The organism is Prolixibacter denitrificans (assembly GCF_003014495.1).
Classification (GTDB): Bacteria; Bacteroidota; Bacteroidia; order Bacteroidales; family Prolixibacteraceae; genus Prolixibacter; species Prolixibacter denitrificans.
Genome location: NZ_PYGC01000004.1, coordinates 124,378 through 140,254 on the forward strand (window position 1 = coordinate 124,378; position 15,877 = coordinate 140,254).

At 44.6% G+C, this 15,877-nt stretch carries 11 protein-coding genes; 6 read left to right on the forward strand and 5 right to left on the reverse strand.

The annotated features are described in order from the left end of the window. Positions 1-79 precede the first annotated feature (79 nt). The 6 genes from CLV93_RS09590 (at position 80) to CLV93_RS09615 (ending at position 10,983) form a co-directional block, all read left to right on the forward strand. Positions 80-2,479 carry an ABC transporter permease gene (locus CLV93_RS09590; protein WP_106541981.1) on the forward strand — a complete coding sequence of 800 codons (2,400 nt, stop codon included), beginning with the start codon at positions 80-82 and terminating at the stop codon, positions 2,477-2,479. A 47-nt stretch (positions 2,480-2,526) separates the two neighbouring features. Next, positions 2,527-4,863 carry an ABC transporter permease gene (locus CLV93_RS09595; RefSeq protein ID WP_106541982.1) on the forward strand — a complete coding sequence of 779 codons (2,337 nt, stop codon included), beginning with the start codon at positions 2,527-2,529 and terminating at the stop codon, positions 4,861-4,863. Positions 4,864-4,933: 70 nt separating this feature from the next. Further along, positions 4,934-5,587, forward strand: coding sequence for a 3-keto-alpha-glucoside-1,2-lyase-like domain-containing protein (locus CLV93_RS09600; RefSeq protein WP_106541983.1), 654 nt, complete (start codon positions 4,934-4,936; stop codon positions 5,585-5,587). Between the two features lie 15 nt (positions 5,588-5,602). Then, a complete protein-coding gene (locus CLV93_RS09605; protein ID WP_106541984.1) occupies positions 5,603-8,029 on the forward strand; it encodes an ABC transporter permease in 2,427 nt (808 codons plus the stop codon). Between the two features lie 259 nt (positions 8,030-8,288). Next, entirely contained in the window at positions 8,289-9,647 is a 1,359-nt protein-coding gene (locus CLV93_RS09610; protein WP_106541985.1) for a M16 family metallopeptidase, read from the forward strand. A 31-nt stretch (positions 9,648-9,678) separates the two neighbouring features. Further along, positions 9,679-10,983, forward strand: a complete 1,305-nt coding sequence (locus CLV93_RS09615) for a M16 family metallopeptidase (protein WP_106541986.1) — start codon at positions 9,679-9,681, stop codon at positions 10,981-10,983. Positions 10,984-11,046: 63 nt separating this feature from the next. On the opposite strand, the gene CLV93_RS09620 is transcribed toward CLV93_RS09615, so the two are convergent. The 5 genes from CLV93_RS09620 to sfsA all read right to left on the reverse strand — a co-directional run bounded on the left by CLV93_RS09620 (position 11,047) and on the right by sfsA (position 15,776). Then, complete coding sequence (locus tag CLV93_RS09620; RefSeq protein WP_106541987.1) at positions 11,047-11,670, reverse strand: histidine phosphatase family protein; 624 nt, start codon at positions 11,668-11,670, stop codon at positions 11,047-11,049. A 106-nt stretch (positions 11,671-11,776) separates the two neighbouring features. Beyond that, positions 11,777-13,006, reverse strand: coding sequence for a dienelactone hydrolase family protein (locus CLV93_RS09625; RefSeq protein ID WP_106541988.1), 1,230 nt, complete (start codon positions 13,004-13,006; stop codon positions 11,777-11,779). An 82-nt stretch (positions 13,007-13,088) separates the two neighbouring features. Then, positions 13,089-13,655, reverse strand: a complete 567-nt coding sequence (locus CLV93_RS09630) for a hypothetical protein (protein ID WP_106541989.1) — start codon at positions 13,653-13,655, stop codon at positions 13,089-13,091. A 168-nt stretch (positions 13,656-13,823) separates the two neighbouring features. Beyond that, positions 13,824-15,053 (reverse strand): PNGase F N-terminal domain-containing protein, encoded by a 1,230-nt coding sequence (locus CLV93_RS09635; RefSeq protein ID WP_106541990.1) that lies wholly within the window; start codon positions 15,051-15,053, stop codon positions 13,824-13,826. A gap of 30 nt (positions 15,054-15,083) precedes the next feature. Beyond that, positions 15,084-15,776: a DNA/RNA nuclease SfsA gene (gene sfsA / locus CLV93_RS09640; protein WP_106541991.1), complete on the reverse strand. Its 693-nt coding sequence runs from the start codon at positions 15,774-15,776 to the stop codon at positions 15,084-15,086. Positions 15,777-15,877: the final 101 nt, after the last annotated feature.

The following is a 15,877-nucleotide window of genomic DNA, read 5'->3' on the forward strand; positions in this document are numbered from 1 at the left end:
CAAGACTGAAAGGCGGCGACAAAATCACACTGAATCAACACGATACAAATAGCTGAATGAAATCATAATAAGAAACCAAATGCTCAATCTGTCAAACATCAAAATGGTATTCCGCAATGCACGAAAGAACAGTGCATTGACATTTGCCAAGCTTTTCGGTATCAGCATCTCCTTTGCAGTGATTTTGTTCGCTGCCGGATACGTTTATTACGAAACCAGCTTCGACAAATTTGTTCCCGACAAGGACAAGATTTTCCGCATTTACATGAAAGGAAACCTTAACGGAGATGAGGCTGATTATGCAGTAACCAGCGCTGCCATGGCTGAAACCATCGTTCATGATATTCCTGAAATTACCGAAGCAACAAGGCTCCGACCTGACAGAGACGCCGATATCCACTACCACGACGAAATAATAAAAGGCGGTCCGTTGCTCTTTGCCGACTCCAATTTCTTTTCATTTTTTCATCTACCTATAAAAAAAACATCTTCTAATCTGTTTGGCTCAAAAAATGATATTGCGATATCAGAAAGCTTGGCCATTAAACTATTTGGCAATGCCGATGCCGCATTGGATAAAGTGGTCAAGTTGATGGACGAAGACTGTGTAATTACAGGTGTATTCAAGGATTTTCCCAAAAACTTTCACTTGCAATATCAGGTTGTACAGTCCATTGAAAAATCCCAACCGGAAAAACAGGATTGGGGTTCTCAATCATACTATACCTACATCAAAACAAATACAGCAAACCCCGATGTTGATAAGTTGAGCTTTCAACTAACCAAAACCGTCTACACGCACAGCATGCCTGAAATTGATGGAGCCAAAGCGAAAACATGGGATGATATGAAGGCGAATGATTCGCTTTATCTCTTTTATTTGGTGGAACCGCTAACAGCCATCCATTTCAGCAATCACAAATTCGATCCGGCTGTTACAGCCAGTAAAACATATGTATACGGGGCCATCATTCTGGCCTTACTGGTCTTGCTAATTTCATCTATTAATTTCACGAATCTCACCATTGCCAATTTATCCACTCGCCTGAAAGAGATTGGCATTCGGAAAACGACCGGAGCTTTCAGCGGCCAAATTGCCACACAGTTCCTCTATGAATCACTCATCTTCTGGACCATTGGATTTTTTCTGGCTATCGTACTCTATGAAGTAGGTGGAAAACCACTCGCCCACTACCTGAATCTGAGTGTTGAAATTTCGCCGATTTTATTGATAAAGATATTCCTGCTTACTTTCCTCGCGTTGTTGCTATTTAACATGCTAACAAATATTCTGCCCATCTACTATGTATCCAAAAGGAAGGTGCTCAATCTCTTAAAGGATGAAAAAAATAGTCACCACCGCTTTACCGTCAAGAACAGCTTTGTTTTCCTGCAATTCGCTCTGTCCGCGCTGATCATTCTCAGCTCCATCATCGTTCAAAAGCAGATTAGTTATATGGTGAATAAAAACCGGGGATATGACGGCAATAATGTTCTCATGTTCAATCTATATGGCATGAGCGACACCAACCGCAAAAGCTTTATCAACGACCTGAAAGCCTATGCCGCCATAAAGGATCTTACCAGCAGCGATGTCAATTTTGGGAAAGATGACCCCGGCATGACTAGTGCATACTTCGAGACGCAGAATGAAGATAATTTTGTACACACCAGCGCCATGCAGGTAGACGATGAGTTCCTGAAAACATTTGGTTTGAAGATGAATCAAGGACGTTTTTTCGATATGAATCACCCGACTGACGATAAGGCCGTCATCTTAAACCAAACCGCTGCTAACGAATACAGAAAAAAAGGTTCTCTAATCGGGAAAGAACTGTTAATGAATAATTCCCGGTTTCGTATCATCGGAATTATTAGCGACTTCAACTATCGTTCGCTCTATCACAAGATTCAGCCCTTGATAATGCTGAGAGCAGAAAATAACGGAAATATTTTTGTCAAATACCGAACGAATGAAATATCCGATGTGATTGCTATCCTGCAGAAGCAATGGAAAAAGTACAACATTAGTCAACCTCTTCAATATGAATTTCACAACGCTGTCCTGGCTAGTCAGTATGGCAGAGATCAGCAGGCAAAAAAGCTATTACTCATTCTGTCCATCCTTTCGATAGCAATTGCAGCAGTCGGCTTGTATGCAATCAGTCTCTTCACTATCATTAGCAAAACCAAAGAGATCGGTATCCGGAAGGTGAACGGCGCCAATATCTCTGAGGTCATGACTCTACTGAACAAGGATTTCATCAAATGGGTAGCCATTGCCTTTGTTGTGGCTACGCCCGTTGCCTGGTATGTCATGAATTTATGGCTGGAAAATTTTGCTTACAGAACCGGACTCAGTTGGTGGGTATTTGCCCTTGCCGGGATATTATCCTTCGCTATTGCCCTATTCACTGTCAGCTGGCAATCATACAAGGCAGCGACCCGTAATCCGATAGATGCGTTGCGGTATGAATAAACGACGAAAGTGACACGAGTTATTGTAACCTCATAAACAGACAATACATGATTTGGTACTACATAAAAACGGCTCTGCGGAACATGCGAACCAATCCAAAATTCACATTGATCAATGTGGCCGGATTTGCATTTGCTATTTCTGTTAGTCTGGCCATTACCCTTTTTCTATTAAAAGAATATTCATACGACCGTTACAACAAAAACTACCGCCAAATCATCCGGCTCACCGATGCAAAAAAGAATTCCAGCGAAATCGACTACCGGGTAAAAGACATTCTTCTTCAGCATTTCCCCGAAGTTAAAAATGCGTGCTACGTCGATTGTTATAACCATCCGGTTGAATTAAAATACGGCAAGGAAGGAACTTATTTGCATACGGGTGCCATGTCTGTCGACCCACAGTTTTTTAATATGTTCTCTGTACCGGTTTTGGCACAGCAAACCGCTACTCCTTTTCAGGACAAAAATTCTGTGGTAATCACGGAAAGTACGGCTAAAAGACTATTTCCAAATGAAAATCCGTTGGGAAAAGAACTGGATGTTTATGACATCTATCCGGTAACCGTCAGTGCTGTTATCAAGGATTTTCCGGCCAATTCAAGTTTCACAGCCAACTTTATCGTGAATGCGCAGAACGATAATTTTAAATTCAAGCAAGCCATAGGAAACTCAGACGATTTGAGTACGTACCGATGGCCTTTTGAAATCTATGTGCAACTGAAGAAGAATGAAAAGCCGGAGCAACTCATCGCGAAAATCAATGCGCACAAAGAATTGCTAAAACCGTATGTTGAAAAAGCCGGATTCCTGCCACTGAAGGATATTTATCTGCATGATCCAACCACCGGTGTGTCGAACCGGAAAGGGAATGCCAAATTGTTGCAACTGTTTGCCGCCATTGGTCTTATCATCCTTATCCTGGCCGTTATCAACTACATCAACCTCACGGTTGCACAGCAGGCCAAACGAAACAAAGAAAGCGGAATCCGCAAAACCATCGGAGCCAGCAGGAAACAGATCATCGGTCAATTGGTAGCAGAATCGACGCTGATTGGCTTTAGCGCGTTTCTTATTGGGACTCTCCTGTTGCGGCTCATGCTTCCGGCTTATGAAGTGGCCTTCAACACGCCGCTCAATTTCAACATTCTGTATCACTTCCCGACTTCAATTGTTCTTCTGCTTTCTATTCTGATTTTAGGCTTAGTAAGCGGCATCGGTCCCGGATTCGTTTTATCGGGCATCAACCCGGTAAAAATTTTAAGTGGCACAACGTTCATTTCCGGAAAGAAAAACTACCTGCGTCAATCGCTGACCGTGTTTCAATTTGCCGTTTCGGTTATACTGATCGTTTCGGTGCTAATCGTTCGGCGCCAAATTCAATACGTCAAACATCAGGATTTGGGATTCAATCAGGAACAACTGTTACGCCTTGACATTCCCTGGCTGAAAGACCAGGACATGAATAAAACGTCGGTCCTGGCAAGCGAATTAAAAAAATCGCCCTACATCAGAGATGCAAGTGTGAGCCAGGGAGTCCCGGGAGATATCCGGTTCGACCTGGGATATAAAAACGAAACCGTTCCCAGTATCGTTGCCGACAGCTCATTCATCAAAACCATGGGACTGCACATCATCAAAGGAAGGGCTCCCCAGCCGAGCGATTTTGGTAAAGTCTGCCTCATCAATGAAACAGGGTATAAACATTTCGGATTCACAAACCTGGATAACAAGCGTTTTAACAACTACGGAGGCTATGACATCATCGGTGTTGTCAATGATTTCCACTACAGTTCCATGCGAAAACCTATCGGGCCAGCATTTATCATTCTAGCTTCCAAAGGATTCCCAAATGCAATCAGTATTCGGCTGTCTGCTAACCATATTGGGGAAACCATGAAGTTTATTCATAAAACCTGGCAAAATGTTATGCCAGGCTATCCTTACAAATATGAGTTCTACGACGACTGGTTCAATTCCATGTACAAATCGGAGGAACGGTTGGCGCAAACCATGAGCATCTTCGCACTATTAGCCATTGTTATTTCGTGCATGGGTATGCTGGGGCTGGCGATTTTTGCCGCCGAACGTCGCACTAAAGAGATCGGTATCCGCAAAGTGAACGGTGCCAAAGTCTCGGAAGTAATGGCCATGCTGAACAAGGATTTCATCAAGTGGGTAGGTATTGCTTTTGTCATTGCTACGCCTGTAGCCTGGTATACTATGAATTTATGGCTGGAAGACTTTGCCTACCGAACTGGCTTAAGTTGGTGGATTTTCATCTTAGCCGGATTCCTCGCTCTGGTTATCGCGTTGCTGACAGTGAGCTGGCATTCGTACCGGGCTGCCACCCGCAATCCAATTGAGGCTTTGCGATATGAATAGTCTAACAATTAATCCGTAATATGCATATAACCAAATAATCAAATCCATAGCCTGACAAAACGTGAACACCATGAAGACTAACAGATTAATTTTACTGATTGCCCTACTGTTCAGCATCCAATTTCCGGCAGAAGCGCAGCAATCAAAAGTTATCGTTCCCGACTTATCGACGGTTCAGGATAACCAGAAGTGGTCTGCGTTCAACCGCGAAATTTCCTGTAACAGGAATGTGCACATGGATGCAAAACCCGGAGATGGTTTACTCATTCTGAAAGACGTTGAATTTCAAAACGGAACCATAGAACTCGACATCAAGGGGAAAAATGCCCCGGGACGCAGTTTTGTAGGAGTGGCTTTTCATGGCATGAACGACAGTACCTTCGACGCTGTTTACTTCCGGCCCTTTAATTTCAAAAATCCGGAAAGAAACACACATTCGGTCCAGTACATTTCCGCTCCCCAATATGGTTGGTACAAACTCCGCAACGAATATCCGGGTAAATATGAAAACAAAGTCGCACCCGTACCCGAACCGGATGAATGGTTTCAGGCAACGATTCAGGTTGCCTATCCGGAAGTGAAAGTTTATGTCAATCATTCCTCTGAACCTTCATTGGTTGTCAATCAAATCAGTACCCGGAAGAAAGGATGGATTGCCTTGTGGGTTGGCAACAATTCGGAAGGTTGGTTCAAAAATCTCAAGATTAGCCCGGTAGCAAATTAACCTAACGTTTAACTAATGAATATCCTGTATCATTTCCATATGACCATCCGGACGCTCAGGCATAATTTGAGGCCCACTCTCCTGCTCCTCATTTCCATGTCCGTTGGGTTAGTGACCTTTATCCTGGTTTCCGGATACGTGTCATACGAGCAGCAATACGATCGGATATTCCCCGATGCCAAAAACATCTACCGCATTACGACCGATTTGTATTCTGATGGCAAACTTCAGATTTCCATCCCTGAATGTGAACGGGATATGGGAAGTTCATTGAAAAAAACGTATCCGGAAGTAACCGAAGCCGGGTTTCTGGCCCAAACCAGTAATCCGCAATACAAAATCGGTGAAAATATTTTCAAGGATACCAAGGTCTATTTTGCTTCGCCGGGACTGCTGAATATCTTCTCTTTTCAGCTGCTTCAGGGTGACCGAGCCAAAGTTTTGACAGCTCCTTACACGGCTGTTCTGTCGGAATCAACTGCCAGGAAGTACTTTGGTGACGAGAATCCGGTCGGCAAAACCATCACCAAATATCCGGCTTTTGAATACCAGGTAGTCGGTGTTTACAAGGATATTCCCCGGCAGGCGCACTTTCATCCCGATATGCTGCTGTCGTTTCACGACCAGATGCATCTTCCTCCTCCCATGAAAGCACCGTGGGGAGAAACCGATTTTTACACCTATCTGAAAGTGCATCCCGGAACGGATATACAAGCGTTGGAGCAGAAGATGAACCAACTGGCGATGGCACATAAAAAGGATTATTTCGAGAAAAATAACCAGTTGCATGTATACCATTTGCAGCCGTTGAAAGATATTCATCTGCATTCACATTTGAAACATGAGCTGCAAACCAACGCCCGTGCCGATTACCTGTACATTCTACTCATCATCAGCTTGCTGATTGTGCTGGCGGTCGGGCTCAATTACATACACTTTTCCTTTACCCGGGCGCTCAATCATGCTTCGGCTACCGGATTGAAAAAAGTGTTCGGTGCCAACCGGAAAACACTCATTGGGCAATCGCTGACCGATTCGCTCGTCATTCATGCGATAGGGACAGCAGTTGCTTTCCTGATCTGCATGTTGCTTCTACCGTTTATACAAAACCAGTTTGGTATCACGCTCGATTTCTCACTGCACAATCGGTTATTCTGGTTTGGTCTGGGAAGCATCCTCTTACTAAGCATTGTTGTTAACGGCATTATTCCCGGTTTCCTGATAGGACGTCTCCGGAGCCTTGATTTGTTCAAGCTTAAATATAAACCGCTGATGCCCGGCATTTCCTTCCGGCAATTGTTTGTCGTTGGTCAATTTGCCATTGTCATGGTCATTATCATTGGGATTATCGGTATCAACAAACAGGTGAACTTCCTGAAAGAAAAAACCAAGGGATTCAACCTCGAAAACACCATCGCCGTTAAAGTTCCTCAAAACTTCCGTCGAACCTCACAACGCATCAACAATCTGGATGCTTTCGAACAAGACCTTCTACGGAATCCCAGCATATCAGGTATTACGCAAAGTAACCGGATGCCGGGAGAAACGGCTGCCTTTAACTTCAGCTTTTCAGAAAAAGGAACCGAACGGGCAGGAAAAGCAGCTGTTCTGGTAGCTGGGGTCAATTATCTGAAACTTTTCGACATCAAACTTTTAGCCGGAAACGATTTTGAACCACACGCCGAAAATGTCGATGAAGGTTGTATCATCAATCAATCGTGTCTCAACTTTTTAGGCTATAAGAATCCGCAGGAAGCAGTGGGCAGAGTTCTGAAACTAACGGACGAAAGTGCCCTGCAAAATATCGAATTGAAAATAAGAGGTGTTTGTTCAGATTTCAATTTCCAGAACATGCGCGAGAAACCCGGCCCAATGATCCTCTTCGACTGGACGAAAAACATGATTTGGGGCAACTATTTTGTGAAGCTTAAGCAGGCCAATATTGCTTCTGTCATCCCATTTATCCGGAAGAAATTTCAGGCTACATTCCCCAATTATCCGTTCGAATACCTGGTAATGAATGATTTTTACAATCAACAGTTTTTCAAGGAATATCAACTCATCCGAATGCTGCAGGCTTTTGTCCTGGTAGCGATTCTCATCAGCGCCATCAATCTGTTTGCCATGGCGTGGTTTATTGCCATTGCACGAACGAAGGAAATCGGCATCCGTAAAGTGAATGGGGCCAAAATATCGGAAGTGATGACCATGCTCAACAAAGATTTCATCAAATGGGTAGTCATTGCTTTTATCATTGCGGCTCCTATTGCCTGGTTTGCCATGAATAAATGGCTCGAGAACTTTGCTTATAAAACCAGCCTGAATTGGTGGATATTCGCGTTAGCCGGAATCTTAGTCATTGGAATTGCCCTGCTCACCGTTAGCTGGCAAAGCTGGAAAGCAGCAACACGAAATCCGGTGGATGCGTTGCGGTATGAATAAACAATGAAGAATAGTTCCTCATTATTCCGCCGAATCCATCCCCTTCAGAGTTAAATTTAGCTGTATTCTCAATCCAGAATTATTGAATTTTAACATTCAGCAATTCACTAAGGTTATTCAGCTCTTTGTTGTTAGAAGAAAAAACGGTAGCTTTATTTTCAATTCGACCAAAGCACAGCTATCTAACACTCCAGCCTGCACTTATACGTAAATCTTATCTTTCATAAGGTTTGAATATTTTACATAAAACATATATAAAATGAAGAAAAAAGCATTATTAATTTTGAGCTTCTTCCTGGTGTTATCAGTTGCAAAGGCTCAAAAACCATCTAATTTTTACACGACTAAACTTTCCAATGGATTGGAAGTGCTGGTTATTGAAGACCACAGCGTGCCATTAGCTACCGTTGAAATCACAACCAAAAACGGCTCCTACACCGAACCGCCCGAGTTCAATGGGTTAAGCCACCTGTACGAGCACATGTTTTTCAAAGCTAATAAAGACTATCCCAGTCAGGAAGCCTTTATGGCCAAAGTGCATGAGCTCGGTATTGTTTTCAACGGCTCAACCGGAAACGAGCGGGTTAATTACTTTTTTACCCTTCCCAAAAGCAAATGGACGCAAGGTTTGCACTTCATGAATTCGGCCATTCGTTATCCACTGTTTCTTCCGAAAGAAATTAAGAAAGAAAATATAGTTGTCGACGGCGAGTTCCAGCGGCTCGAATCGAATCCCTTCTTTTTGCTATCCGATTCCATGAAGCATGTACTGTGGGGAAATTTATACTCTCGCAAGAATCCCATCGGTATCCATCACATCATCAGGACCGCTACACCTGAAAAAATGCACACCATTCAGCATAAATATTATTGGCCCAATAATTCCATGCTAATCGTTAGCGGAGACGTCAACCACAAAGAGGTGTTCGCTAAGGTTAAAGATATTTTCTCCAGTTGGAAACCCTCAGGTTTTGACCCGTTTAAGAAATGGCCCATCCCTGAATTCCAACCGCTTGATTCCACCAACTATTTTGTAGTGACATCACCCTATGCACGTGTTCCTATCATGATGTTGAAATGGCAGGGACCCGATACCCGTCGCGATGTACACGACACATATGTGGCCGATGTTTTCTCTACTATCCTGAGCCAAAATTCGAGTAAATTTCAAAAAATGCTAGTCGATAGCGGATTGGCCCTGCAGGCAAATGTTGGTTATCAAACACTAAAATATACCGGACCGATTAGTGCTATCGTCGTTCCTAATCCAACGAAAGTAGCGGCCTGCGCCGAAGCAGTGAAAAAACAAATTTCGATGTGGGACTCGCCCGATTACATCACCGATCAACAATTGGAAAATGCCAAACGTCAGCTCGAAATTAACCATCTGCAGGAATCGGATGTAACTTCCGATCTGTCGCATACGATGGCTTATTTCTGGTGTTCGGCCTCATTGGACTATTACTATAATTACATCCCGAACATCAAGAAAGTGACCAAACAGGATCTGATTAATTATGTCGATAAATACATTAAAGACAAGCCCTACGCTGCCGGATTGTTGATTAATACCAAGTCGGAAGCCTTGTTGCATCCTGCGACTTTTTGGAAGAAATAATCACAATTGCCATTATCAAAATTAAAACACTATGAAAATTCAAAGATATATATTCGTTATGTTGCTTGTATCCTTATCACTGGGGGTACAGGCCAGAAATTCGGTAAAAGAAATGACGGTAAATGGCTTAAAGGTTGTTTTTATGCCATCGTCGAAACAAACCGTTGCAGCTATTATGTTCTTCAAAGGAGGAACTGCAAACTACGATGAAAAACAGCAAGGAATCGGGGCGTTAACCCTGGCTGCTACTTCGGATTGTGGCACGCAGAAATACGCAAAAGATGCCTTTAAGAATATGGCCGACAAATATGGAGTCAGTGTTAGCGGCTCCGCAGGTTATGACTATAGCAGCATTAGCCTCGAATGCGTCAAACCCTATTTCTCAGAAGGCTGGAAGTTATTTTCGGAAGCTGTTAATCATCCGGTATTTGAGAAAAAGGAACTGGGGTTATTGAAGCAAAAACTGATTGCCGGTATTCAAAACAGAAAAAGCAATCCGGACAATACACTGTCTGATATGTGTATGAAAAATACATTTCAGGGTACACGCTACGCCTACCAGGTTCCCGGAACGGTTGAAACAATGAAGGCTTTCACACAGGATGATGTCAAAAACTACTACAACAAACTACTAAATGCCAACAAAATGGTACTGGTTATTGTGGGGAATTTGAAGGAACAGGACATTAGGAAAATGGTCGAGAAGGATTTCGGCAACTTGCCGTCAACTCCGGTTGAGCCAATGCCTGCAGCCATTGCAACCACCATCGATACCAACTCCCTGAATACCGAAAGTCGAAAATTGTCGACCAATTATATTCAGGGAATGCTGGGCGCGCCGGCTTTTACATCGCCTGACAGCTATGCTTTCCGGCTAGCTTTCAATATCCTGAGGAATAAATTATTCGAAGAAGTAAGGACCAAACGCAATCTGTCGTATGCTCCGCAAGCTTTCTCTTCGACTGGTTTTATCCCCTATTCTGCAGTATATGTAACCACCACAAAACCCAACGAAGCAGTAACCGTGATGGTGAACGAAATGGATACGCTAAAAAACGACGGCTTTACCGACGTCGATTTGAGAAATTCGAAAAGTGAGTATACCACTTACTATTTCATGGGAAAACAATCGACCTACAACACAGCCTACTCGCTGGGAGTTGCCAAAATAAAAGGTTCGATAGATATGACAACTCACTTTATCGACCATATCGATGCAGTGACATTGGCGCAAATGCAAAAAATATTTAGCCAATATGTCGATGGAATTAACTGGAACTATCTTGGCGATGAATCCGTGATTGACAAAGACGTTTTCAACAGAAAGGTCAAATAGAAGAGTATCGTTTATTCAAATAAAGTCAGCCGATAGATATCATTTCTGTCGGCTGATCCTTTTTTATAACTGCCAGTCGTTTTTATTTTTGGCTTTGCTGCTCACCGGTACGGTTTCCAAATGTTCGGCAAGGTTGCGAACCAGTTCATTAACCGAACCGTCCTCGTTTAACCCGAAACGACTAATGCTGGTGTTCTCCGGCGCATCCCAACGGGAGTAAGAACCATTGTCAAGATTGTGCAGTACTGTCCAGAAAGCGCGGATTAAACCGCCATGGCTCATGGCAAAAACCTTCTTTCCTTCATGCTTTTCCTTAAGCAGGGAGAGAAAAGCTTTGGCCCGCACAATCAAATCTTCAGAGGTCTCTGCTTCTTCCGGCAAATCCATCTCTTTCCAGTTTTTAGGAAACGGCTTTCCCTGCCAATCCGCCAGGTAACGTTCCCGCAAAAGCGGCTCGGGAATAATCTCTTCCCCCGGATGAAATTGAAGAACTGCTTCCGTCGTCTTCATCGTCCGTCGCAGGTCGCTGGAATATATCACATCGAACTCTTCATTCTTTAAATATTCAGCTAACGCTCTGGCCTGCATCATCCCGTCCTCACTGAGCGTTCCGGGAGTTTGTCCCTGGCAAATTCCTTGCGCATTCTCTACCGTCTCACCGTGTCTAATCAGCCAAAAATCAATCATTATTTTTCTTTTGCTTGTTCGCCAGCTAAGGAAATCAACATTCGTGTGTTAAGTGCAAAATTATCATCAACACTACCTTAAATCACGAAAAGTCCGCCACACGAAATCATTTCCACTCTAAACCTTTAAGCACTTCGGTGTAGTGCTGCATATCTCTGTTATCCGGTTCCGCCAGACGGTAAATCGTCAGTATTTTCTCCAGGTGAGGAATATCTTTCTGCCCGGCCAACTGTTTGGCATACGAGTAACAAACAATGCCCAGGAAGCCGCCCAGACGCTTGTAGGCCATGCGCTGCACCAGATTCGGTTCCGTAACCATTTTCTCGTGCAAAGCCGAAATCTCGTTCTTCCACCAGTTTTCGTCTTTCGAAAACAAAGATTGAAGGAACAGCTGCCGCCGGTTGAATTCAAACTGCAGGCTGGCTGTTAACTGCGAAATTTGTTCCTGATAGGCAGACCGGCGGGCAAGTTCGTTTGTCAGGGTATCGAACGAACCAGCATTGTCAAAAGCTTTCACCGATGCCATGTTGCGGGAGATACAGGCAGCCTGCAACAGGGCTCCTGCTCCGGCCAGCGAATCGATTCGTGCATGCTGTACTTTAGTAAACCGTCGAATCTGCTGCTTATTGTCTTTTTTTCCTGATTGAGCCGACAACCGGAACCATCCGAACACGTTCGTTAATCTGCTTTTATCCGGCCAGGCATGCGACGCTTCTGTCAGTTCGATGTGGACGTTGGAAGGTGTTAACTCCGGCTTGAGAATATACTGAACCATCTCCGGAAAATTGAAATCATCCATCCCAATGAGTCCCATAACAGGACAGCTTATTGCCGTCAGTTGGTCCGGGCTGGCAAAAGCACCACAGGCTATTACCCCGTCGACCTGATGTTTTGCTGCATAGCCCAGCGCCATCCGCGCTCCGCCCGAAAACCCTGCCAGGTAGATTTGCTTTCCTACCGGGAAACGCTTTTTGATATCGGTAATCAATTGCTGCAGCTCATCCATATAGTGCGGGTCGTCATTCTGAATGAGATTGGAAGCCACCAACACAGCCGGATAAGTTGTGGCCGCTTCCCTCAAATGCTCAACAGCCGTTTTTCCCGAACCATGCGGGTCGATGGCGACCAACAAGGGCAAACGGGTATCCGCTGACTGACGGGCCGGAACAAACACCTCGTAGGTATGCTCCGGGTTCGACAGACAGGAATCGGTTCGTTCCACCGCCGGAACCTGTTTACTACTTTTATGTCTTGACTGGCAGGCAAAAGTGACGCCCGAAAGGGATAACACCAGGAATAATTGGACAACAGAAACAGGAAGCATAATTCTCATCATGATTTTTTCGATGCCTAAAGGTAATTATACAGGCAGGAATCGCGCTTGGAAAGAGCTATTTTCGAGAAGAAAGAGTAATAAATCACCTCTTCCGGGCACGCGACAAAATTCGTACGCCCATCAGGATAAAAATAACACCGGCCAGCCATGCCACTACCACGTTGTCGTTAATGAGCTGTCCTCCGGAAAAGAAAATATAAGATCCGAGCACAGCCAACAGGCCGCCAATAGTGAAATTGACATAAGCATACTTCTTCGAACTCCGCGGAACATAAATCCAGTGCGGATAGGTTCCGCCTGTAAAATAGCCGTCTACATACATCTTACTAATCCATTCGAGGTGCTGGTCGATGTAACTTCCGGTTTCGGTCTGCCGGTCAATCTTGCTCACCTGCCACATTTCAGTTGGGGTATTCCGGAAAGCGGCATAGTTGGGTGATAACTTTTTCAACTCGCTCAGACTTTCATCGACCGCGAGCAAATCTTCCCATTTCACATTCCGTACAAAATCGTTTTCACTCCGAATCGCATCGCGGCTCAGCAAAAACAGCTCGCCCCGAGGTGTCCGGTACGCAAACGTAACCGGCTTCTTCTCACGAACAACATGATACGTAGTAATAAAGGGAGATATGGAACGCATAATTTTCATAACCAATTGCTTTTAAGCTTCTACTAATTGCTACGAGTAGAGGCCCCGGTTAGGTTTCGACATATCCCATCAAAAAGGAGTAAAACATGGTGAATTGGAAGTCGGCACAAAAAAGCCCCGGATATCGACTTTGTATCCGGGGTCAGTATTCTATTTTCAGATAGAAACTTATTCGTCCCAATCGAGCCATGCCGAAACCAGCCAGAAATTCATTTTGTCTCCCTCGCGGGGTTGAGCTTTGGGAATGCTGAAGGTGATCTGATGCGTGCCGGCTGCAATGGAATCCAGCGGAATAGTAACCGGCGGCACATCTGTTCCCGGGCACCAATTGGAGCGAGAGTAATCAGACGAGGCAATCGGTTCTTCCATCTCCTTCACTTTGTATTTGCCCGCTTTCCAATCGAGGTACTGCACCTTCCGTTTCTCCAGCCAAACACCTGAGCTTGGATTGAACCGCCGGAACGAAGCGCAATCGGTACGCCAGGGAATGAAATCGTATACTTTTTTCCCGTCAAGCGAAATGATGTTTTCCTTTTGCACAAACTCGTCACCGCCATCATCGCCTCCATGTCCGGTAACGATGTACTGCAAACGGACATTCTTTGCCCCTTCCGGGATGTCGACATTGACGTTGATGTTCTTTCGGGCGAAGATATCCGGGTACCCTTGCGGACCGATGTAATAAACGGTATTCAGCACCGGTTCGGCATGGGTTGGCTTTTGTGCATCGCAGGGAATATCACTTTCATCGAAGTCGAGCGTGGCACTCAGTTCGTAACCTTCCTTTGTCCAGGTATCCACCCACACGCCAATCCACACGTCGCCTTCCAGCTGCGAGATACGGTCGGTGACATCTTCTTTCCACTGAACTTCCTTCGCCCATTTATCGATATAAACCGGCTTCCGCGCCGATGTCGAATCGCTGTAAAAGCCAACACCGAACGGCGTCATAAAACGCATGAGTTCAAGAACCGGCTGGTAATCGTCGCCAGCAACGATGCCTTGCAAACCTTCCAGTTCTTTCGCCGGCTCAGGAAAACTCTTCTTCCCCGTCCAGATATTCAGAAAATTCGTCGATGAATTCTGCGGTATCACAAACAGTGAACCGGACTTGTCCCACCGGTCGCCATGTGATTTCAGGGTAACCGTTGCTGTCACTTTCACCGACCGTTGAAAATCGGGAACATGAATTTTCTCCAGCAACAAACGCCCGTCGCCCAGATGGATGATACCATTGGCATCCGGTTGAATGCTGTCTTTCGGATATTTACCGGGCACAAAATTCACCACCTGGTTATCGAAAACCAGATAGGTCTGGTCGCCCACTGCCGGTATTTTTTTCGGCCCGCACGACGATAGCAGCAATAAGGCCAGCAGATAAAAAAAGCTCTTTTTCATAGGATTCAACAATTGTTTGGTAAAAGGATATTACAACTCAAAATCAAGTTTTCGAACCAGTTCAATGCCCTCCGGCGTCACTTCGGCCTGCATCGGAATGATTTCTACGCCTTCCCGGTAGGCTTCCCGGAGTGCTTTGCCATATTCCGGGTCAATGGCATCTGCCGGCTCAAATCGTTCTACATCCGTACGCTGGATAATGTAAAGCATCACCGCCCGCATCCCCTGTTTCTTCACTTCCATTAGTGTATTCAGGTGTTTACGTCCGCGGGTGGTTACAGCATCCGGGAAAAGTGCATCGGTTCCTTCTTTCATGGTTACATTCTTCACCTCGATGAAACAGGTCTCCTTCTCATTTTGAGCCATCACATCGAAACGACTGTCGCCGAATTTCACCTCCCGTCTCACTGTCTCATAACCGCTCAATTCGGGAATTCGGTTATTACGGACCGCCTCAAAAGCAATTTTATTGGGATTGTTGGTATTGATTCCGACCCAACGTCCATCGATTTTAATCATCTCCCAGGTGAATTTTGTCCTTCTTTTCGGATCGTTCACCGGTGTAAGGTACACCTCCGCCCCATCTTCCAGGCAACTTTTCATTGTTCCGGAATTGGTACAATGGGCCGTTACTTCAGTCCCGTCATCTAATTTTACATCAGCCAAAAACCGTTTGTAACGCTTAATTAAACGACCATGCACCAGTTCTTTTTCAAATCTCATACAAAACAATTTTCAAGCGTTCGGTTATCATTGCCTGTTTTTTGAAGAGCAATGATATGTTCAAAACTAAACAATACCTTGTTTTCCACGGAAAACTTTAT